Origin of the sequence: Curtobacterium sp. MCLR17_031, from assembly GCF_003234775.2 — a bacterium.
In the GTDB taxonomy this organism is placed as follows: Bacteria; Actinomycetota; Actinomycetes; order Actinomycetales; family Microbacteriaceae; genus Curtobacterium; species Curtobacterium flaccumfaciens.
Genome location: NZ_CP126270.1, coordinates 2,168,482 through 2,190,742, shown reverse-complemented (window position 1 = coordinate 2,190,742; position 22,261 = coordinate 2,168,482). Strand labels below are relative to the sequence as shown.

General features: G+C 72.5%; 16 protein-coding genes. 15 read left to right on the top strand and 1 reads right to left on the bottom strand.

Features of this window, described 5'->3' with window-relative positions; genetic code table 11:
* The 12 genes from DEI96_RS10395 (at position 1) to DEI96_RS10340 (ending at position 18,552) form a co-directional block, all read left to right on the top strand.
* Positions 1–264, top strand: a complete 264-nt coding sequence (locus tag DEI96_RS10395) for a F0F1 ATP synthase subunit epsilon (protein ID WP_027465776.1) — start codon at positions 1–3, stop codon at positions 262–264.
* Complete coding sequence (locus tag DEI96_RS10390; protein ID WP_349814990.1) at positions 261–1,031, top strand: YaaA family protein; 771 nt, start codon at positions 261–263, stop codon at positions 1,029–1,031. The genes DEI96_RS10395 and DEI96_RS10390 overlap by 4 nt, the downstream gene beginning before the upstream one ends.
* Positions 1,032–1,140: 109 nt before the next feature.
* On the top strand, positions 1,141–1,698 hold the full coding sequence (locus DEI96_RS10385) for a hypothetical protein (protein ID WP_111024526.1): 558 nt from the start codon (positions 1,141–1,143) through the stop codon (positions 1,696–1,698).
* Positions 1,699–1,723: 25 nt separating this feature from the next.
* Positions 1,724–2,542 carry an FHA domain-containing protein gene (locus DEI96_RS10380; RefSeq protein ID WP_146246952.1) on the top strand — a complete coding sequence of 273 codons (819 nt, stop codon included), beginning with the start codon at positions 1,724–1,726 and terminating at the stop codon, positions 2,540–2,542.
* Between the two features lie 3 nt (positions 2,543–2,545).
* Positions 2,546–3,367, top strand: coding sequence for a PP2C family protein-serine/threonine phosphatase (locus DEI96_RS10375; protein ID WP_017885739.1), 822 nt, complete (start codon positions 2,546–2,548; stop codon positions 3,365–3,367).
* Positions 3,368–3,497: 130 nt separating this feature from the next.
* Positions 3,498–4,910, top strand: coding sequence for a serine/threonine-protein kinase (locus DEI96_RS10370; protein WP_111024524.1), 1,413 nt, complete (start codon positions 3,498–3,500; stop codon positions 4,908–4,910).
* Positions 4,907–10,777 (top strand): Ig-like domain-containing protein, encoded by a 5,871-nt coding sequence (locus DEI96_RS10365; RefSeq protein WP_284183601.1) that lies wholly within the window; start codon positions 4,907–4,909, stop codon positions 10,775–10,777. Before DEI96_RS10370 ends, DEI96_RS10365 begins: the two co-directional genes overlap by 4 nt.
* A 69-nt stretch (positions 10,778–10,846) precedes the next feature.
* Complete coding sequence (locus DEI96_RS10360) at positions 10,847–11,818, top strand: AAA family ATPase (RefSeq protein WP_027465773.1); 972 nt, start codon at positions 10,847–10,849, stop codon at positions 11,816–11,818.
* Positions 11,819–11,916: 98 nt separating this feature from the next.
* The gene (locus tag DEI96_RS10355) at positions 11,917–13,230 is read left to right on the top strand and encodes a DUF58 domain-containing protein (protein ID WP_258372785.1); all 1,314 of its coding nucleotides are present in this window, start codon (positions 11,917–11,919) and stop codon (positions 13,228–13,230) included.
* Positions 13,227–15,704, top strand: a complete 2,478-nt coding sequence (locus DEI96_RS10350) for a TgpA N-terminal domain-containing protein (RefSeq protein WP_111023085.1) — start codon at positions 13,227–13,229, stop codon at positions 15,702–15,704. The genes DEI96_RS10355 and DEI96_RS10350 overlap by 4 nt, the downstream gene beginning before the upstream one ends.
* Positions 15,701–17,707: a zinc-ribbon domain-containing protein gene (locus DEI96_RS10345; RefSeq protein WP_111023084.1), complete on the top strand. Its 2,007-nt coding sequence runs from the start codon at positions 15,701–15,703 to the stop codon at positions 17,705–17,707. The genes DEI96_RS10350 and DEI96_RS10345 overlap by 4 nt, the downstream gene beginning before the upstream one ends.
* Positions 17,708–17,772: 65 nt before the next feature.
* Complete coding sequence (locus tag DEI96_RS10340; protein ID WP_146246897.1) at positions 17,773–18,552, top strand: hypothetical protein; 780 nt, start codon at positions 17,773–17,775, stop codon at positions 18,550–18,552.
* A gap of 68 nt (positions 18,553–18,620) precedes the next feature.
* Here the strand turns inward: DEI96_RS10340 and DEI96_RS10335 are convergent, their stop codons facing one another.
* Positions 18,621–19,613 carry an asparaginase gene (locus DEI96_RS10335; protein WP_111023081.1) on the bottom strand — a complete coding sequence of 331 codons (993 nt, stop codon included), beginning with the start codon at positions 19,611–19,613 and terminating at the stop codon, positions 18,621–18,623.
* A 34-nt stretch (positions 19,614–19,647) separates the two neighbouring features.
* Here DEI96_RS10335 and DEI96_RS10330 point away from each other — a divergent pair, with 34 nt between their 5' ends.
* The 3 genes from DEI96_RS10330 to dxr are packed head-to-tail and all read left to right on the top strand — an operon-like array spanning position 19,648 to position 22,250.
* Positions 19,648–20,157 carry an OsmC family protein gene (locus tag DEI96_RS10330; protein ID WP_111023080.1) on the top strand — a complete coding sequence of 170 codons (510 nt, stop codon included), beginning with the start codon at positions 19,648–19,650 and terminating at the stop codon, positions 20,155–20,157.
* Between the two features lie 6 nt (positions 20,158–20,163).
* Positions 20,164–21,135 carry an FKBP-type peptidyl-prolyl cis-trans isomerase gene (locus DEI96_RS10325; protein WP_111023079.1) on the top strand — a complete coding sequence of 324 codons (972 nt, stop codon included), beginning with the start codon at positions 20,164–20,166 and terminating at the stop codon, positions 21,133–21,135.
* Between the two features lie 2 nt (positions 21,136–21,137).
* Positions 21,138–22,250: a 1-deoxy-D-xylulose-5-phosphate reductoisomerase gene (dxr, locus tag DEI96_RS10320; RefSeq protein WP_111023078.1), complete on the top strand. Its 1,113-nt coding sequence runs from the start codon at positions 21,138–21,140 to the stop codon at positions 22,248–22,250.
* Positions 22,251–22,261: the final 11 nt, after the last annotated feature.

The window sequence follows — 22,261 nt, the reverse complement described above, 5'->3', positions numbered from 1 at the left end:
ATGGCGGGTCTCAGCGTGAGCGTCGTCTCGGCGGACCGTGAGGTCTGGTCGGGCGACACCACCATGGTCGTTGCACGGACGACAGAGGGCCAGATCGGCATCCTCGCCGGACACGAGCCGATGCTCGCGATCCTGGCGCAGGGTCAGGTCCGCATCACGCGGGCCGACGGGTCGACCGTCGCGGTCGACGCCGAAGACGGCTTCCTGTCGGTCGAGCACGACACGGTGACGATCGTCGCGCGGCAGGCCGCGCTGGCGTCCTGACCGGACTGACCGTCCTGCTCCCGCCTTCGGAGACGAAGCGGGAGGGCGGGGACACGAGCCGCACGCTCGATCTGCGTGCACTCTCGTTCCCGGAACTGGCCGATGAGCGGGCCGCGGTGATCACCGCGGCCCGCTTCGTCAGTTCCGAGGAGTCCTCGGCCAGGACGGCGCTCAAGCTCGGTCCGAAGTCGATCGCCGAGCGGCTCCGGAACCTCGAGCTCGACACCTCGGGCACCATGCCCGCGATCGAGCGGTACACCGGGGTCCTCTACGACCCGTTGGGCGCGCAGGACGCGGATGCTGCGATCCGCGCGTGGTGGGCGGAACACGTGATCGTGCAGTCCGCGATGTTCGGCCCCATCGGTGCCGGTGACCCGATCCCGGCGTACCGGCTCTCGCACGACTCCCGGCTCGGGTCGATCCGACTGGCCGCGCTCTGGCCCGCGGTGTCGACCCGTTCCCTGCTGACCCGTGCGGACGGCCTGGTGCTCGACCTGCGGTCCGAGGGGTACCGGCAGCTCGGTCCCGTGCCCGGAGCGGTGGCACCACGGGTGGTCAGCGTCGACGGCTCCGGTCGTCGTCGTGCGCTGAACCACTGGAACAAGACCGCGAAGGGTCGCCTGGTGGCGCTGCTCGCCCGCACCGGTGCGAGCATCGGCACCATGGACGACCTGGTCGGTTGGGCGGCCGCGAACGGCGTGGTCGTCGAGCGCAACGAGGGCGGCTGGGACCTGGTCGCCGAGAGCCTGGAGCCCGTCGCCGCCTGAGCGGGTGCCGGGTCGGCTCGTCCTCCACAGGCGTGAGCGGGGTCGCTCCGGTCCACAGATGGCCGGGGCGACCCTGCCTGGAGGCCCCCAGCACGTTTCGATGGCGTGCATGATCCCTCTGACGGCACAGTCCGGCCCCGGCTCCGCAGTCCGTTTCCCTCGCGAGATCGCCGCGGCGGTCACCCTCCCCGCTGCGGCGGCCGCGCTGGTCGCGCCCGGTCGCGCCGACCTGTCGACGTCGGCTGCGACGGCCGTGGTGACCGCGTGCGGCGCACTCGCGCCCCGGATGGCCCTGGTGCCGTTCATCGCGGCGCATGGCACACCGGACCCCCGGTCGATCCGGGTGTTCGACCCCTTCGCGGACCCGACACCACCGGCGCTCCACGGTTTCGGCCCGGCTCCCGATCGTGCCCGCATGCGGCTCGCCGGTGACCGGTGTGCCGACGCGTGGCGTGTGTGGCGCGCGCAGGACGGCCCGTTCGACGGATCGTCGGGCGCTGCCGGCGCCCTGTCGCTCGGCGCCTGGTGTGCGTGGGCGCTCGGGTCCTGGGCCCGGGCGGAGACGCGTGCCCGGTACGCCCTCGAGACCCGCGCGGACGACCCGCTCGCGGGGCTCGTCCTGCGCTCGGTCGTCGCGGGCAGCGGGCCGTCGTGGGAGCGTCGATGACGTGGGGTCGACCGGATCGTCTACGGTGGGGGAGACCACACTGGGAGGGCTCCGGTTGTACGACGACGACATCGAGGACACCGTCATCCGGCGACCCCGACGACCGTTGGGCGACCGGACGGCGGACGCCGTCGACGACACCGTCATCCGGGGCGCAGGTCCCGTCGTCCCGGGAGCCGGCCCCGCCTCCGACCCCGTCCCCGCATCCGACGACGGGGTCCTCGGCGACACGGTCATCCGGCCCGCGCCCGGGGCAACCGACCAGCCACCCGCGGCGGTGGACGACGTCGATCCGGAGGACACCGTCGTCCGGGTGCCGGCGCGACCCGGCGCCGGAGCGAGCCCGTTCGTGGGTGCCGCCCCGGGCCTCCCGGCCGTCCCGGCGGTGCCCGCCGCGCCCACGGCACGCGTGCCCTCGATCCGCATCGGCGACCGCACCTTCCGGCTCGACCACCCGGTGGTCATCGGCCGACGGCCGTCGCTGCCGCGGGTCACCCGTGGCCCGCAGCCCGAACTCGTGACCGTGCGGTCGGCGTACGGGCAGGTGTCGTCGTCGCACGTCCGGATGCACGCCGAGGGCGAAGCCGTCGTCGTGCAGGACCTCCGGTCCACCAACGGGACCGTCGTCCGCCCGGCCGGTGCACCCGCCTACCGCATGGCATCGGGTGCGTCGATCGTCGCGCTGACGGGTACGGTAGTCGAGATCGGTGACGGCAACGCCATCGAGGTCCTCTCGCCGTACCTCCGGGTCGCACCGACGGCAGAGGGGCTGCCTCCGGTTCCCCCGTGGCCCTCCGATCAGACAGCACACGGCACGCCCCGACCCACCAGAGAGCGATCCTGACACGTGACCGAACTCGGCCGAGCAGCCACTGCGCACGCCATCGACGTCCCCGGTGCCGACGGCGCCACCCTGACACTCTCGTGGGGAGCTGCGACCGACGTCGGTCGGCGGCGTGACCACAACGAGGACAGCTACATCGTGGGCGCGCCGTTCTTCGTCGTCGCCGACGGCATGGGCGGGCACCTCGCGGGCGACCGTGCCAGCGACGCGGTCGTGCGTCGGCTCGAGCAGGTGACGGCCGAACCGTTCACCACGCGTCAGGGCATCCAGCGTGCGCTGCTCCTCGCGACAGCCGACATCGAGCGTGCAGCCGGCGGCAACGCCATCGGCGCGGGCACCACCGTCACCGGGATCGCGCTCGTGGCGTCGCTCGGGCAGCCCGCGGCGCTCGTGTTCAACGTCGGCGACTCCCGCACCTACCGCATCGAGGACGGTGTGCTCCGGCGCGTCACCGTCGACCACTCGGTGGTGCAGGAGATGGTGGACGCCGGCCTGCTGCGTGCCGAGGACGCCGAGCAGCACCCGGACAGCAACGTCATCACGCGTGCGGTCGGCTTCGGTGAACCGCCGGCGCCGGACTGGTGGACCCTGCCCCTGCGGGCCGGCGACCGCTACATCGTCTGCTCCGACGGGCTCACCAAGGAGCTCGGTGACGCCGGGATCGCGCGGATCGCGGCACGTGAGCCGGGCGCGCAGGACCTGGCAGAGCGCCTGGTCGGCGACGCCGTCGTGGCCGGCGGTCGTGACAACGTCACCGTGGTGGTGCTGCAGGTCGATGCCGCACCGGACGACGGCGACCTCGAGGACACGCTGCCGCGCCACTAGCTGGCCCCCGAACTGGGGGAACACGTCGAGCTGTGGGGGATCGGCGTGCGGAATGTCGGTCACCCACGCTTCGTACAATGACATGGCCACGTCGAGAGAGCTGGCCGCTCGGCCGGGGGAGGAGAAGACCATGGCGAGACGCCTGCCGTCCAACCCGCCCGTGATCGGCGGTTTCAGTCCCGTGCACGTCCTCGGGTCCGGTGGCTTCGCCGACGTCTTCCTCTACGAGCAGGACATGCCCCGACGACAGGTCGCGGTGAAGGTGCTGCTGGACGAGGTCGTCGACGACCGCGTCCGCCAGATGTTCCAGGCCGAGGCCAACCTGATGGCCCGGCTCAGCACGCACCCGTCGATCCTCACCGTCCTGCAGGCCAGCGTCGCCGCCGACGGCCGTCCCTACCTGGTCATGGAGCTCTGCTCCTCGTCCCTCAGTGAGCGCTACCGTCGCGAACCGATCCCCGTGTCCGAGGTGCTGTCGATCGGTATCCGCATCGGGTCGGCGCTCGAGACCGCACACCGCGAGGGCGTGCTGCACCGCGACATCAAGCCGTCGAACATCCTGCTGACGGCCTACGGCAACCCCGTGCTCTCCGACTTCGGCATCGCCGCGACGATCGGGGGCACCGACCCCGACGAGCCGATCGGCATGTCGATCCCGTGGTCCGCGCCCGAGGTCCTGATCGACGAGTCGCGTGGCACGATCCAGTCCGAGGTGTACTCACTCGCGGCGACCGTGTACTCGCTCCTCGCCGGGCGCAGCCCGTTCGAGGTCCGCGGCGGCAAGAACGGTGCGAACGACCTGATGCACCGGATCGACAAGGGCGGCGTGAAGCCCACCGGTCGCACCGACGTGCCGCCGTCGCTGGAGCGCCTGCTCGCTTCGGCGCTGTCCCGCAAGCCGCAGGGACGCCCCGCGACGGTGATGGAACTCGTCCGCGGGTTCCAGCAGGTCGAGGCCGAGCTCGGCATCCCGCAGACGTCCGCCGACGTCGCGGTCGAGGCCTGGGCGATCTCGACGCCGACCCCGCACGGTGAGCGCACCGTGATCCGCGAACTGCAGCCACCCACCCGGGTCGGCGGGCGTCGTCGCACCCGCCGCGCGGTGCAGGGCGGGGTCGTGGCCGGGGGTTCGCACAGCGTCGGCACCGTGCACCGCACCGGGTCCGTGACCCGTGCCCGGCGCCGAACCCGTTCGACCCTGGTCTTGGCGACGTCCCTGGCCGTCGTCGTGGTCGCCGCCCTCGCGATCGCCACGGTCGTCGTCGTCGGGCGGCTCGGCGCCGGGGCGATCCCGGTCGTGGCCGAGGTCCGTGCCGAGCCGTCGCCGCAGTCCGTTTCCTTCAGCTGGACCGACCCGGGGCTGCGCAGCGGCGACACGTACGTCATCTCGTCCAACGGGTCGTCGAGCCAGCAGACCGGCACGACGTTCGTCGTCTCCGGTGAACGCGGCGACGAGGAGTGCATCGCCGTCGCCGTGAACCGCGACGGCAAGACGGGTGCCGCGAGCGCGCAGAAGTGCGCGACGATCGGGAGCGCCGGGTGATCCGCGCCCTCCTCGCGAAGCACCGCTCCGCCGCCGTGACGACCGGTGCCTCGGTGCTCGTCGCCGCCGTCGTCGCGACCACCGCCATCGTCTCCACCGGGTACCACACGCAACGCGTCGACCTCGGCGACGGCACGGTCTGGGTGCCCTCGGCCGAGTACGGCGCCGTCGGTCGGGCGAACACCGGCATCCTGCAACTCAACACCGTGGTCGAGACGGCCAGCGACGACCTGTCAGTGCTGCAGCGCGGCTCCACGGTGTACAGCGTCGACGAGACCAAGGGCACGGTCGCGCGGGTCGACGTCGCCGACGCCTCCGTGGGGGATGCGATCACGCTGCCGGCGGGGGCGCCGCAGGTCTTCTTCGCGGGCGACACCGCGGTCATCGGCAACGCCGACACGGGCGAGCTCTGGGCGACCCCCGCGAACGACCTCGCCGAGTTCGACGCGTCGGCCAAGGCCGACCTGACCCTGGGCGCCGACACCGTCTTCGACGCCTCCGACGGCCACGTCGCGGTCTACTCCGCGAAGACCGGGACGGCCTCGCTGGTCGACGTCGGCACGACACTCACCGTCGACGAACGGTGGAAGGTCGACATGGACCGGGGCGACGACTTCCAGGTCGCCACGTTCGACGGGCACCTCGCCGTGCTCGACCGGACGAGCGGAGCCCTGTCGGTCGACGGCCGCACCGTCGAACTCGGCGACCGGGTGGGATCGTCGCCGGCCCTCCAGCGGTCCTCCGACAGCACGGCCCAGGTCACGGTCGCGGGCACGGCTGGCCTGGTCCGCGTCAGCGCCTCCGGCACCGTGGACGCCACCGCGCTCCAGGTGGCCGGACGAGCCGCGCGGCCCTACGTCGACGGCTCCTGCACGTACGCGGCGTGGGCGGGCGGGCAGGCGATCGACACGTGTGACGGCAACGCGCTGCAGCGGCTGGCGAGCACCGGCGGCACGAGCGAACTGCAGATCCTGCACAACGGCGACACCGTCGTCGCCAACGACCCGACGAGCGGCCGTTCCTGGGCGATCGACCGGAGCGGGCAGCTCATCGACAACTGGGCCGACCTGATCAAGCAGGACGACGAGCAGCAGCAGGAGCAGGTCTCCGACGACGACCCCGAGGTCGACAAGGACCAGAAGCCGCCGGTGGCGGTGGACGACGAACTGGGCGCTCGTCCGGGACGCACCACGAGCCTCCCGGTCCTGCTCAACGACTACGACCCGAACGGTGACCCGATCATCGTGAGCGAGGTCGGCACCATCTCGAAGTCCGCCGGCCGCGTCGCGATCGTCGGCGACGGCCAACGGCTGCAGGTCACGCTGTCGTCGCGTGCCACCGGGACCGTGACGTTCCCGTACACGATCACCGACGGCAACGGCGGATCGGACACCGCGACCGTCCGGATCAGCGTGCGCCCCGACAGTCAGAACGAGGCGCCGCGGCAGGTCCGTGACACCTCGGCCGACGTCGTCCAGAACGGGCACGTCGTCTCGAACGTCCTCGGCGACTGGGTCGACCCGGACGGCGACCCGGTCTACCTGGAGTCGGCGACCGCATCGAACGGCGACCGGGTGTCCACCACACCGGACGGCCTGCTCGACTTCCGGAACGACAGCGGCCGGACCGGTGAGCGCTCCGTGCAGCTGGTCGTGAGCGACGGTCGCGCCGACGGCCGGGGAGCTGTGACGGTCCGGGTCGCCAAGCAGGGCACCGTCCCGCTGCGCGCCGATCCGTTCCCGGTGTCCGGGTACGCCGGCAAGGCCTTCACGGTCGAGCCGCTCGACCACGTGCGCGGTGGCAACGGCACCGTGACGCTGACGAGCGTGTCGTCGGCGTCCGGGCTCACCGTCACCCCGAGCTACGACGCCGGGACCTTCCGGGTGCAGGGGGAGCGGGCGGGCGACCACCAGCTCGAGTACACGGTGACCGACGGCGTGAAGACCTCGAGCGGCATCGTCCGGGTGACCGTCCTCGCGCCACCGGACGCCTCGACGGCTCCGATCACCACGCCGAAGACGGTGTTCGTGAACACCCTGTCCACCAAGGACACGGACGTCACCGCGACCGACATCGACCCGGCGGGCGGGGTGCTGCTCGTGACGGCGCTCGACGGACCCCCACGGGGCAGCGGCGTGCAGGCGAGCATCCTCGACCAGCACACAGTCCGTGTCACGCTCACGGCGCCCCTCGACGGTCCGGTCTCGTTCGGGTACACAGAGACCAACGGCCTGGCGTCGTCACCCGGCACGATCACGGTCGTCGAGATCCCGAAGCCCGACCGCATCCAGCCGCCGGTCGCCCAACCGGACAGCGCCACCGTCCGTGTCGGCGACGTCGCCAACATCGACGTGCTCGACAACGACACCCAGCCCGAGGGCGAGCCGTTGACGCTGCAGCCCGAACTGGTGCAGAACGTCCCCGGTGACGGCGGCCTGCTGTTCGTCTCCGGCGACCACCTGCGGTACCTCGCCCCGAAGACGCCGGGCAACTACACCGCCGTCTACCGGGTCGCCGGCCCGGACGGCCAGTACGCCGACGCCGCCGTGTCGATCTCGGTGCGCGAACGTGACGCCGCCACGAACAACCCGCCCGTCCCGCAGACCGTCACCGCGCGCGTCGTCGCCGGGTCGTCGGTGCGGGTCAGCGTGCCGTTGAACGGGATCGACCCGGACGGCGACTCCGTCCAGCTGGTCGGCGTGGGCTCCAACCCCGACAAGGGGTCCGTCTCGGACGTCGCCTCGGACGCCCTGACCTACGAGGCGGGCGACTACTCTGCCGGCACCGACGAGTTCACCTACACCGTCGTCGACGCCCTCGGGGCCCGCGCCACCGGCACCGTGCGGGTCGGCATCGCACCCCGCGCCGAGCAGGCCTCGAACCCCGTGGCCGAGGCCGACCACGTCACGATCCGCCCCGGTGGGTCGGTGACGGTGCGCGTCCTGCAGAACGACTCCGACCCCGAAGGCGGGCAGCTGACCGTCGCGCAGGCCGAGCCGACGGCAGAGGACGTCACCGCCAAGGTCCTCCGGAAGCAGCAGATCCGCGTCACGCCTCCGGAGTCAGCGAAGAGCGGTGACTTCGCGGTGCTCTACACCGTCGCGAACAGCAGCGGGGGATCGAGCACGGCCTTCCTCACGGTGACCGTCGACCCCGACGCCCAGCCCCTCCGGCCCGAGGTCGACGACACGACCCTCGACCTGCAGGACATCCTGCACCGGCAGAGCGTGACCGTCGACGTGCTCGACAACGTCTTCTTCGCCGAGGGCACCGCGGCCGACCTCCGGGTCGGGGTCGTCCCCGGCTACGGCGACACGGCGACGCCCACCGACGACGGCCGCATCACCGTCCGGTTGACCGACGACTCGCAGGTGATCCCGTTCTCGGTCGCCCGGGCCGACCACCCGGACATCGTCTCCTACGGCTTCATCAACGTGCCGGGCTTCGACGACGCCCTGCCCCAGATCAACCGCAGCGCCGGTGCGGTCACGGTGAAGAGCGAGGCCACCGTCCGCATCCCGCTGCAGGACTTCGTCGTGACGGCGAACGGCGAGACCGCGAAGATCACCGACCGCGGCACGGTCAAGGCCACCCACGCCAACGGGCAGAGCCTGGTGGTGGACTCCTCGACGCTGCAGTTCACGTCGGCGAAGCTCTACTACGGCAAGGCGTCGATCTCGTTCGAGGTCACCGACGGCTCGTCGGCGAACGGCGGCAAGGGCCGCGTCGCCACGCTCGTGCTCCCGATCACGGTCACGCCCCGGTCGAACCAGCCGCCGGCGTTCACGGGCTCCTCGGTCGAGATGCAGCCGGGCGAGACGCGCAAGATCGACCTGACGAAGCTGACCGACTACCCGTACCCCCGGGACCTGCCCGAGCTCCGGTACTCGATCGTCGGCCGGCCCGCCGCGGGGACGACCGCCTCGATCGCGAAGCAGCAGCTCACGATCTCGGTCGCCGACACCGCGAAGAAGAACACCACCGCGTCGATCGGGATCGGTGTCGCGGACGACGCCAACACCGGTCGCGCCGGCACCGTCACCGTCGGCGTCGTCGCCTCCACCCGTCCCGTGGTCCAGCCCGGTCCCGACCGGTCGGTGACGAAGCGCGGGGCGACCACCACCATCGACGTGCTCACGAACGACCAGCCGACCAACCCGTTCCCGGGTGAGCGGTTGCGCGTCGTGAACATCCGCGGGCTGTCCGGCGGGCTGCCGAGCGGCGTCACCGTCACGCCGAGCGGTGACCGCACGCGCCTACAGGTCTCGGTCGCCGACACCGCGAAGCCCGGCGACGCCCACCTGCAGTACCAGGTGGCGGACGCCACGAACGACCCCGACCGGTACGTCTGGGGCGACGTCACGATCTCGGTGCAGGACGTCCCGGACGCTCCGGGTGCACCCACCCGCACCGGCTCCTACGACGGCGGTCAGGTCACGCTGACGTGGTCGACCCCGCAGGGCAACAACTCGCCCATCACGGGCTACCGGGTCGTCGGGACCAACGGCGTCTCGAAGAACTGCGGGACCGCGACGGTGTGCACACTGACCGGACTCGACCCGAAGGCGTCGTACCGGTTCCAGGTCGTGGCGACCAACGCGATCGGTGACTCGAAGCCCTCGTCCCGCTCGGGTCCGATGAGTGCGGACTTCGTGCCGGCACCGCCGAAGGGCATCACGGTCACGCCCAGCAAGGCGACGCCGAACCAGCTCGACGTCAAGTGGGGCAAGGTGTCCGCGCCGAACAACGGCAGCGCGGTCGACGACTACATCGTCACGATCGAGGGCCCGGGCCTGTCGACCACGCGGCACACCGGTACCGCCACGAACACCTCGTTCACCGGCGCCCAGAGCGCTGCCCAGTACAAGGTCACCGTGTCCGCTCGCAACGACGCCGACCGCAACGGCACCGTCGTGCAGTGGAACTCCGCGTCCGCCACCGGCAGTGCCGTCGGGACACCGGGCAAGCCGACGAACCTCCAGGCGGTCGCCGGGGACCAGGCGGACTCGTCCGGCCGGTCGACGGTGACGGTGAGCTGGAGCGCCGGGGACGCCGCCGGCGGGTCCGGCCTGCGGTACGCCGTGTTCCGATCCGGCAACGTGGACTGTGCTGCTCCGCCCTCGAACTCGCTCGGCAGTTCGAGTCCGACGCGCGACTCGGGCGTCGGCGGCGGCTCGACCCGGTACGCGGTGACCGTGACCAACGGCTACTTCTGCAACGTGGACTACGTCGACGCCGTGACCTACGAGCGGCCGTCCGGCACCGGCAGGCCCTCGGTCGACGTCGTCCCGGCCGGCACGAACCTCTGGAACGTGAGCGTCACCGCCTCGTCGCGGCCAGCACACCACTACCAGCTCGAGGCCGGCGGGCAGCCGATCACGCTGCAGCCGGGCCAGACCTGGACGGGTGTGCCCGGGTCCGGCGCCCGGAACGTCTCGGCACCGTTGACCGTCCGCGCCTGCGGTGGCCCGGGGAGCAGCTTCTGCTCGTCCGATGCGGACTCGTGGACGGGGAACGCCACGGCGCTCGACGCGAACCTCTCGGTGGCGACTGCTCAACAGGGCCAGCCGATCGCCGTGACGGGGCCGAGCGGCAGCGGGATCACGGTGCGGTACACGGCGTACTGGTACGCCAGCGACGACGGCAACGGCTTCCCCACGACGTCGAGCTGGGACGCTGGTGGGACTCCTCCGGAGCCACCCTTCTTCGCCAAGTCCGTCAAGGTGCGCGCGTACGTCACCGCGACCGACGGATCGGGTTCGACCCAGGCGGGTGAAGCAACCGACGCCTTCCCGGTCGCAGCGGCACCCGAACCGGAGCAGCCCGCCCCCGAGCAGCCCGCCCCGGAACCCGCCCCCGGCGGCTGACGCCCGCCCGACCTGCCCCGACCCTCCCGCCGCCGCACACCTCCCGCCACGACCGAAGGACCACCCCGCATGAGCATGACCCCGGAGCAGGCCACCTGGTTCGCCGACGTCGCAGGCCGCATCGTGACCAACGTCGAGCAGGTGCTCCTCGGGAAGACGTTCGTGATCCGCCTCGCGGTCACGGCGATGCTCAGCGAGGGGCACCTGCTCCTCGAGGACGTCCCCGGAACGGGCAAGACGAGCCTCGCCCGGGCGATGGCGCAGAGCGTGCAGGGCACCACGAACCGCATCCAGTTCACCCCCGACCTGCTGCCGGGCGACATCACCGGCATCAGCGTCTACGACCAGCGGACGCAGGAGTTCGACTTCCACCGCGGGCCGGTCTTCGCGAACATCGTGCTCGCCGACGAGATCAACCGGGCGAGCCCGAAGACGCAGTCCGCGCTGCTCGAGGCGATGGAGGAGTCCGCGATCACGGTCGACGGCGTCAACCACCGTCTCGCCGCTCCGTTCATGGTCATCGCGACCCAGAACCCGATCGAGCAGGCCGGCACCTACCGTCTGCCCGAGGCGCAGCTCGACCGCTTCCTCATGAAGACGTCCATCGGCTACCCCGACCACGCCGCGACGGTGAAGATCCTCGAGACCTCGTCGGCTCCGTCGGCGTCGGTCCCGCTGGCGAGCGTCGTGCCCGCCGCGACCATCACCGAGATGGCCGCACTGGCCCGCACCGTGCACGTCGACGCGGTGATCGCCGACTACGTCGCGCGCTTGGTGGACGCGACCCGCTCCGCGAGCGAGGTCCGGCTCGGCGTCAGCGTCCGTGGGGCGATGGGCCTGATCCGTGCCTCCCGTGTCCTCGCGGCGCTGAGCGGTCGCCACTACGTCACGCCGGACGACGTGAAGGCACTGGCCGTTCCCGTCCTCGCGCACCGCCTGGTGCTCGACGCCGAGGCCGAGTTCGACGGTGTCAGCGCACCGAGCGTCATCGCGCAGCTCCTGGTGGAGACCCCGCCACCCGCCGACCGAGTCACGACGTGACGGACCGCCGGCCCGTCTCCACGCGCTCGCGCCGTCCGTCCTCGACGCGGTCGCGTCGTGGCACGACGGCGTACGAGCGCACGGGGACGGTCACCGGCATGACCAACGTCCGGACGCGCATCGTCGGTGACCGCGAGGGCGTGGCAGCGGATGCGGTCATCGGGATCGTCCGGCTCTGGGCAACGGCCTGGAGGCTCGTCCTGCGTCTCTGGGGCGAGGTCTCGTCCGTCGTCACCGGGCTCGGGTGGACGGTCGCCGCCCTGACGCTCGTCGCGTTCGTGACCGGCTACCGGTTCGGCCTGCGCGAGATCGTCGTCGTCGGGTTCGCCGGCGCCGTGCTCGCGGTGGTCGCCGCGGTGGCGTTGATCGGCCGGTCGCGGCTGGTGATCCGGATGCGGCTGCCGCAGCACCGTGTGGCGGTCGGCGACGACGCCGGCGTGATCATCACGGCCGAGAATCCCACGCGTCTGCCGTCGGTGCCGACCACCGTCGAGGTCCCGGTGGGATCCGGCCTCGTCGACGTCGCCATCCCGGCCATCGGTCCGCACGGCACCTTCGAGCGGGAGGTCCCCGTCCCGACGCTCCGCCGCGGGGTGCTCGACGTCGGTCCCGTGACGGGCGTCCGCGCCGACCCGGTGGGACTCGTGCGCCGCGAGCTCGTCTGGACCGCCCGTGAGCAGGTCATCGTGCACCCGCGCACCATCGCGATCCCGTCGACGAGCACCGGCCTGGTGCGCGACCTCGAGGGGCAGGCGACGACGGACCTGTCACCGGCGGACATCGCCTTCCACGCCATCCGCGAGTACATGCCCGGCGACGATCCGCGCACCATCCACTGGAAGTCGACCGCCAAGTCCGGCGCGCTCATGGTCCGGCAGTTCGAGGACACCCGTCGCTCGCACCTCGTCGTCGCGCTCGGCATCGCCCGTGGTGAGTTCGCCGACGACGAGGAGTTCGAGCTCGCGGTCAGCGCGGCCGCGTCCCTCGGAGCGCGGGCCATCCGCGACGGCCGTGAGGTCTCGGTCGTGGTGTCGCAGCGCACGCCCGAGTTCGCGAAGCGTGCCGTGTACGCCGTGCGGACGCTCCCCACCGTCACGCCGACGCGCCTGCTCGACGACTTCGCCTCGGTCGGCCTCGCCGACGCGTGCCTGCCGATCGCCGAGGTCTCCCGGATCGTCGGCAGCGACACCGAGGGCATCTCCGTCGCGTTCCTCGTGGTGGGGTCGACCGTCGGCCTGCCCGCGCTCCGACTCGCCGCCACTCGGTTCCCCGTCGGGGTGGAGGTCGTCGCGGTGATCTGCGAGCCCGAGGCCCAGCCGCGGTTCCTGCGCGTCGCGGGTCTGACGGTGATGACCATCGGCTACCTGGACGACCTCCGGCACGCCCTGCACCGATCGGCGTCGGCAGCATGAGCGCCGCACCCGTGACCACCCCGGCCCCCGCCGCGGACCGGGCGAGGCGCTCGACCCGACGTTCCGACCGTCGCGACGCACGGCGGCTCGTGCCGTTCCGGCTCGCCGGCGGCACGCTGGCGGTCTGGCTGTTGCTGGCTGTTGCGAGCACGTCCTGGTGGCCGGTGTACCGGGACGGCGCGATGATCACCGCCGCGGTGACCGCGATCGTCATCGGGACGGTCGTCGCGCTCCTCGGCACCCTGTTCCGGCTCCCGACGGCCGTCGTGGCGGTCGCGACCGTCGCCGCCTTCACACTCACGGGCGTCCCCGCCGCCGTGCCGAGTCAGGCCAACGGCCTGCTGCCCACCGGACGCGGACTCCTCGACCTCTTCGCCGGCGTCGCCCTCGGCTGGAAGCAGCTGGTGACCATCAGCCTGCCGGTGGGGTCCTACGAAGCGCTCCTCGTGCCCTACTCCGTGACGCTGCTCGTGGCGGCGGTGACCGCCGTGAGCGTGGCGACCCGCGCCTCCAGGCAGGAACTCGCGAGCATCCCGGCACTGGTGCTCTTCGCGGTGGGGGTGGTCGTCGGGCCGAGCCGGCTCGACACGTCGATCGTGACGGCGGTCGTCCTGGTGGGCCTCGCCCTCGTCTGGGCGCTGACCGTGCGGCACGCACGGCGCGCCGTCGCGGTGGCGACCACCATCGGTGCACGCGTACCGGTCGCGCGGTCGATCGTCCGCCCCGCCCTCGTGGGAACCGGCACCATCGTGGCCGCGGCGGTCGTCGCGACCGGACTCGGCCTGGTGGCACCTCCGTCCGGTGAGCGCACGGTCGCACGCACCGACGTCGTGAAGCCGTTCGACCCACGCGACTACGTCAGTCCGCTCAGCGGGTTCCGCGCCTACGAGGAGTCCACCGCCTCGGACGCGACCCAGCTCCGGGTGACCGGCCTGCCCGAGGGCGGGTTCGTCCGCATCGCGACGCTCGACACCTACGACGGCGTCGTCTACCGCGTCGGCGGGGCCGACGGCTCGGCCGGCTCGGGCACCTTCGAACGTGTGCCGACCGCGGTCGACGTCCGTGGCGTCCGGGGCACCACGGTCGACGTCGGTGTGACGGTCGACGGGTACCGCGGGGTGTGGCTGCCGACGGTCGGTGACCTGGAGCGCGTGGAGTTCACCGGGCAGGACGCCGACGACGAGCGCGGCGCCTTCTTCTACAACGGATCGACCGGTACCGGCGCCGTGGTCGGCGGAGTGGGGGACGGCACGTCCTACGACCTGACGGCGGTGCTGCCCGACCAGCCGACGGAACGGCAGCTGGCCACCGCCCGGCCGGGGAGCGCCGCCGTGCCCACCGCACGGGACGTCCCCGACGCCGTGCGCGACACCGTGGAGTCCACGACGAAGGACGTGTCGGCACCCGGTGCGAAGCTCCTCGCCGCGGTGCAGTCCCTGCAGCGGAACGGGTACGTCAGCCACGGTGTCGGCGACGACCGGATGAGTCGGTCCGGTCACGGTGCCGACCGTGTCCAGGAGCTGCTCACCGCACCCCTGATGATCGGGGACCAGGAGCAGTACGCCGCGGCGGCTGCACTGATGGCGGACGAGATCGGGTTCCCGGCACGGGTCGTGATGGGCTTCACGGCCGGGGGAGACTCGGGCCGCGACGGCACCGCAGCGCGTGGCGGGACGACGACCTTCCGTGGGTCCGACGTCACGGCCCGCATCGAGGTGGACACCGCGCAGTGGGGATGGGTGATGCTCAACCCCAACCCCGAGGTGCGCGAGATCCCGAACGAGCAGCAGCAGACCCCGCAGCCGGTCACCCGACCCGAGACGGTGGTGCCGCCGCCCCCGGTCGACCGACAGGACCAGGACCAGCAGACGCCCCCCGAGAGCGACCGGAACACACCGCCGGTGCAGCCGCTCTGGCTCCAGATCCTGCTCGCGGTGCTGCCCTGGGCCCTCGGGACCCTCGGCGTGGTCGCGCTCGTCCTGCTGCCGTTCGCCGTGATCGTGCTGCTGAAGCGACTGCGGCGCCGCCGACGACGGAACGCCACCACGCCCCGCGGCCGCATCGTCGGCGCCTGGGACGAGTACCGCGACGCACTGCTCGACCGCGGGCACGACGTGCGGCACGCAGCAACCCGACGCGAAGCCGTGGTCGGTGCACCGGGCGACGGTGGCACCGGACTCGCCGCGCTGGCCGACCGTGCGGTGTTCGGTCCGAGTGACGCGGACCAGACCACCGCCGACCGCATGTGGGCGGCGACCGACGACGCGATCGGTTCGCTCCGGACGGGGCGGACCCGGCGGGAGCGGTTCCGCACCGCCGTCTCGCTCCGGTCACTGCGGGGAACGGGACGCCGTCCGACGGCACGGTCCCGTCGGAGGACCGACCGCCAGGCTGCGTCGGGGCGCGGCGACTACGATGTCCAGAGGCCGGACGAGCGTCGTGGACGGCCGAGTGAGGACAGAGGCACCACGTGATCAGATGCGAACACTGCGGATCGATGCTCCCGGACGGAGCGATCTTCTGCGGTGAGTGCGGACGCGCGGTCACCGCCGCCGCGAGCCGTCGCCCGGTCGCGCCGACCCCCGTCGAACAGGCACCGCCGCCACCGTTGCAGCAGCCCGACGCCCACGGCCGACGGTCCGACCCGGCCTCCGACGCCTGGTTGCCCGAAGCCACGCTCGACCCCGCCACGCGTGCCTGGCTCACCGGTGCCGACCGTCGGGGGACCGAACCGCCGGCACCCGTGCCGGTGCAGCGTCCCGACGACTTCGCGCCGCGCCAGGCCCCCTCCCACGTGCACGGTGCCGGGTCCGGGCTCGCGGACTGGTCGGGCGCGCCGGGCGAGTCCGAGCCTCCCCTCGACCCCGACGCGTACCCGTCCGAAGCCCTCGATGCCGACGACCCCGAGCGCACCCGCATCGCCCCGGCTCCCGGTCGCCCCGAGACGCCCGAGGACCCGATCCGCGATGCTCCGTCGTCGGTCTCGGACCAGGCGGCGCGACAGCCCGTCGAGTCCCAGCCCGTCATGCCCCAGCCCGTCGAGCCGCAGCCCGCTGCCGAGCCCTCCGTGCCGGTGTGGGCGCCGCCCGCTGCCACCGCACCCCCGGCGGCACCCGCCGGTCCGTCCTGGTGGGTCGGTCGCGGTACCCCTGCTGCCGAGGCGCCCGCCGAGCCGGTCGTCCCGCCGATGCCGGGAGCACCCGCCGAACCTGCTCCCGAGCAGGATGCTGCGGCTCCTGCGCCCGACGAACTCGGCGCGCAGGAAGCCCAGAACGCACAGGACGCCCAGGAACCCCGGGACGCACAGGAAGCCCAGGACGCACAGGGTGCCCGGAACGCCTCCGAGCCGGAGCCCGACGAGGCGATCGTGGGCGCGTCGGAGACGAGCGCCACCGACGATCAGTCGGCCGTCGTGTCGCCCCCGCAGCCCGGGGACACCGCCGTGGTCGAGCCGCTGATCGACCGTCGACCGCCCCGTCCTGCCCCGCTCGTCACCCCGGGTATGCACGAGACGACCATCTGCCACGTCTGCGGCAACCGTCTCGAACCGGACGACATCTTCTGCGGCGAGTGCGGAGCCGTCCGTCCGGCGGTCACCGCGGCCTTCACCGGCCCGGTGATGCCGCTGCCGATGACCCGACCCGACTGGGCCGCCGAGGAGTCCGACGGCACGCAGGCCTCCGACGCGGGCAACGCTGCGGACGAGCCGGACGAGCCCGACGCGGGTTCCGCCGAGCCCGCGGGTCCGAACGAGTCCGACGAGCGCGCTGCAGGCGACGAGCCGGACGACGAGATCCCGGTGGACGACGAGTCCCTCCGCACCGAGGTCGAGCAGTCCGATGCCGGCCGACGTCCCCGCGGGGCGCACGCTGCCCCGGTGACCGAGCCCGATCCGCCGACCGAGGCGTCCGCCGTGCCGCATACGCCGATCCCGCCGGTGCCCGGTTCCGCCACCGTCCCCTCGTCGGTACCGTCCGCCCCCACCGCGGGCGCGCCTTCCGCCGCACCGCTGCCCCCGATCCCGGGAGCGACCGGACCCGCGCTGCCGCTCCCGCCCGTCGACCGGTCGGAGTCGCCCGCAGCGGCCGGCGCGCTCGACGACCTCGACGAGGACGTCGACGAGACCCGCATCGTCGCGAAGACCCCGACCCGGGCACCGTTCGTGCTGCACTTCAGCACGGGTGAGCGGCTCGGCGTCCACGGCACGGGCCTGCTCGGCCGGCTGCCGCGGCCGCAGCCGGGGGAGCGCTACGACGACCTGCTGACCGTGCACGACCCGGGCAAGTCCGTGTCGAAGACGCACCTCGAGCTCGGCCGCGACGGCGACGACCTGTGGGTCTCCGACCGGTTCTCCGGCAACGGCACGGTCGTCCGGCACATCGACGGATCGATCCGCCGCTGCGAGCCCGGTCGCCGGTACCGCGTCGAGCGTGGCGCTCGAGTCGACATCGGTGAGCAGTTCTTCCTGGTGCAGTAGGCGACTTCTCCACAGATCGGGTCCCGGGCCAGCGCTGAGCTGCTCGTTCCTGGTGCGATGGGGGCATGTCCCGGTTCACCGCTCGTTGCGTGATCGTGGGGGCCGCGGTCGCGCTCGTCGTGGCCGGGGTCCTCGCGCCGATCAGCGGCGTGGGGCAGGGCGTCCTGCTCGGCGCGGGTGCGTGCTGCGCGCTGGTCGACGTGGTGCTGCACCGCTCGGCCTCGCCGGACCCGGTCGTGGTCGTCGCTCCCCGCGGGCCTGACCACGCCGACCAGCCCGCCGAGCCCGAACCGCTCGGTGCGCCGGAAACGCTGACGGGCACCGTTCCTGAGGACGGCGACGGCATGCCGGCACTCGTCCTCGGGCACGGTCCGGGCGGCAGCGTACTCCGGGTCGACGACGCGTCCCACGTCGTGGTCGTCGGTGCCGGAGCACTCGCCGTCGCGGTGTTCCGCGGGCTCGCCGAGCAGCTCCGAGCCGCTGCCGTCCACACCGACGAGCACCTGCGCTGGGCCGCTGCTCCCGAGCTCCTCGACGCCCTGGGGTCCGGCAACGACGATCCAGCCCCGAGCACCCGGTCAGCGAGCACCCGATCAGCGAGCGCCCTGTCAGTGCACGTCCTGCCGTCGGGGACCTCGGTCGCGGTGCGGATGGGGGCCGACGGTCGACCGCACGGCTCCGTGGTGCTCGTGGCCGGACTCGGATCGGCGCCTCGTCAGCGGGACGTCACCGTCGAGGTCTCGCGGTACGGCTGCTCCGTCCGTCGACCCGACGACCACGCGGTCGTCCGGGTGTCCCCGGCGCTCCCGGTCCTCGTCCCCGACCCCGTGAGCGCCGATCGATGACCACCGCCGACTCTTGACCAGCCCCGAGCGATGACCAGCGCCGACCCTTGACCAGCGCCGACCAACGATCAGCGCAACCCGGCGCCGACCCGCACCGCGCCGACGGGCACGCCACCGCCGAGCACCCGCTCACCGGTCGCCTCGAGCACCTCGGCCACCCCGTCCGACGCGACGAGCCCGTTCCGCTCGAGCAGCGCCAGGGCCGCCAGGGTGCCGGCCCGCTGCGAGCCGTCGAGCACCTTCACGGCCACGGCCGCGCCTCCGGGCAACCCCATGACCATGACGCCCTCGGCACCGAGCTTCGCCAGCACCTGCAGCCGCTCGATCGTGACCGTGTTCGCGCGTCCGACGCCGTCGATCGCCCACGGGTGCGCCAGGACCGCGTCGGTCAGCGCGGCGGAGTCGTCGTCGGCCCGTGCCACGACACCCGCGAACCCGCGTGCCAGCCCCGTCAGGGTGAGCGGGAAGACGGGGGCGCCGCAGCCGTCCGTACCGACCAGGTCGACGGTCTCGTGCGTGTACTCCTCGACCACGGAACGCACCCGCTGCTGCAACGGGTGCTCGATGTTGAGGTACGTGGCCTCGTCCCAGCCGTTCACCCGGCAGGCCGCGAGCATGCCGGCGTGCTTGCCGGAGCAGTTCATCGCCAGGCGGCGGGGGCCGTCCATCGTCCGGGCGGTCCCGCGGTCGAAGGGCATGTCGGGCGGGCAGCCGAGGTCGGCCTCGACGTGGTCGAAGGACTCGAGCATGTGCAGGGCGAGCGCCTGGTGGGCCGCGGTGCCGGCGTGGCTCGCGGTGGTGAGGACGAGTTCCTCGTCGGAGAACAGTGCACCGGCACGGCGGACGGCCAGGGCCTGGAACGGCTTCATGGTGGAACGCGGGTAGATGCTCGCTGTCACGTCGCCGACGGAGTCGATCACGGTGCCGCTCGCGTCGACGACGACGCCGGCGCCGACGTGCCGGCTCTCGTCGAACCCTGAGCGTTCGAGCACCGCCAGCTCGACGGAACCGTCGGCGGTGAGAGGATGGCGATCACTGCGGACTTCGGGGCTCACCGTCATGCCGCCATGCTAGCCAAGGCGAAGGGGCGCACCCGTGCACGACCACTCCTACGAGGTCTCCGTCAAATGGACCGGCGACCGGGGGACCGGCACCTCCGGGTACCGCGACTACGGCCGCGAACACGTGGTCTCCGCGACCGGAAAGCCCGACGTCCCCGGCTCCGCCGACCCGACGTTCCGCGGGGACCGTGACCGCTGGAACCCCGAGGAGATGGTGGTCGCGGCGCTCGCCCAGTGCCACATGCTCAGCTACCTGCACGTCGCGGTGACGAAGGGCTTCACCGTCGTCGACTACCAGGACACCGCGACCGCGTCGCTCCGCCTGAACCGCGACGGTTCGGGTGAACTGACCGAGGCGACCCTGCACCCGGTCGTCACGATCCTCGAAGCCGACCGGGTCGCGGACGCCGAAGCAGCACACGTCACCGCGAACGAGCTCTGCTTCATCGCGCGGTCCGTGGCGTTCCCGGTGCACCACGAGCCGCAGCTGGTCGTCCGACCTGCGTCATTGGCAGGGGACTCTTCGACAGGTGGGGCAGACTAGGTCCTCGTGAAGCGTCTCCGCCTGCTCCCGATCGCCATCGTCCCCGCCGTCGTGCTGGGACTCGCCGCCTGCTCCGGCTCCGGTTCGAACGGGTCCTCGGCCTCGCCGACCCCGTCGGCCAGTGCCACGGCCTCGGCGATCACCTCCTGCCCCGACCCGGGCAAGTCGTCCGATGCCATCAAGGCGATCGGGTCGTTCGGCGGACCGAAGGCCCCGACCGTGAAGTTCTCGTCCGGCCTGTCCGCCAAGACGCCGCAGGCCACCCGCCTCGTGAAGGGCAAGGGCGCGGCGCTCGACGAGGGCGACTACGCACAGGTCTCCTACAGCGTGTACGAGGCTTCGGACGCCAAGAAGCTCGGGACCGTCGGCTTCGACGAGGGCAACCCGCAGGTGCTCTCCGTCGGCGGATCGGGCTTCGGTGCGCTCCTCGCCTGCTCGAAGGTGGGCGACCGCGTCGCCGCGGTCGGACAGTCCTCCGCACTCGGCTTCAACACCGGCGGCGAGATCGTCGTGGTCGCCGACGTCGTCGCGCAGACCCCGACCAAGGCGACCGGCACCCCGCAGGACCAAGACCCGGGCCTGCCCACGGTCAAGGACAAGGCCTCGGGCGAGCCGGAGATCACGGTCCCCGACGGCGTGAAGGCGCCCACGAAGACCACGGTCGAGGTGCTCAAGCAGGGCGACGGCACCGAGATCGCCGACGGCGACACCGCACTCGTGCAGTACAAGGGCGTCGTCTACGACACCGGCAAGGAGTTCGACTCCTCGTGGTCGAAGGGTGTCCCCACCACCTTCACCGTGTCGGAGAGCGCGCTCATCAAGGGCTTCGTCACCGGGCTCGTCGGGCAGAAGGTCGGCTCGCAGGTCCTGATCGTCGCCACGCCGGAGGACGCCTACGGCGCGAACCCGCAAGAGGGCTCGGGCATCCCGAAGAACGCCACGCTCGTCTTCGTGGTCGACATCCTCGCCAAGGGCTGACCGTGACGGACGGCCGCCTCGGCACCACCGGTCCTGATCGTCGGCGGATCGTCGTCCTCGGCAGCACCGGCTCGATCGGCACCCAGGCGCTCGACGTCGTCGCCCGCAACCCCGATCGGTTCGAGGTCGTCGGGCTCACCGCCGGCAGCAACCGCGACGTCGTCGCCGAGCAGGCCGCCCGGTTCGGCGTCCGCGACACGGCGTTCGGCGCAGCCGACTCGGAGCAGCTCGTCCGGAGCGTCGAGGCCGACGTCGTCCTGAACGGCATCACCGGCTCGGTCGGCCTCGGCCCGACGCTCGCGGCCCTCGAGACCGGTGCCGTGCTCGCCCTCGCGAACAAGGAGAGCCTGATCGTCGGCGGCTCCCTCGTGCAGCAGGCCGCGGCGCCCGGGCAGATCGTGCCCGTGGACAGCGAGCACTCCGCCATCGCGCAGGCGCTGCGCTCCGGCGCCGACGCCGAGGTGCAGCGGCTCGTCCTGACGGCGAGCGGCGGTCCGTTCCGTGGGCGCACCCGCGAGCAGCTCCGTGACGTCACCCCCGCCCAGGCACTGGCGCACCCGACCTGGGACATGGGTCTCGTCGTCACGACGAACTCCGCGACCCTGGTCAACAAGGGACTCGAGGTCATCGAGGCCCACCTGCTCTTCGACGTGCCGTACGACCGCATCGACGTCACCGTGCACGCGCAGTCGATCGTGCACTCGATGGTCGAGTTCGTCGACGGCTCCACCATCGCCCAGGCGTCGCCGCCGGACATGCGGCTGCCGATCGCGCTCGGCCTGGCCTGGCCGGACCGGGTGCCCGGCGTCGGCGTGCCGCTCGACTGGACGACCGCGAGCACGTGGACGTTCGAGCCGCTCGACCAGGACGCCTTCGGCGCCGTCGCCCTCGCCAAGCGGGTGGGCGAGCTGGGCGGGACGTTCCCGGCCGTGTTCAACGCCGCGAACGAGCAAGCCGTCGCCGCGTTCCACGCCGGCGCGATCGGTTTCCTGGAAATCGTCGACACGGTCGAGCGCGTCGTCCAGGAGCACACCGCGGGGGAGCCGTCACTCGACGGCGTGCTCGCCGCGGAGCAGTGGGCCCGCACCGCTGCGGACCAGGCGCTGACCCGCTGACGCGAGTCGCG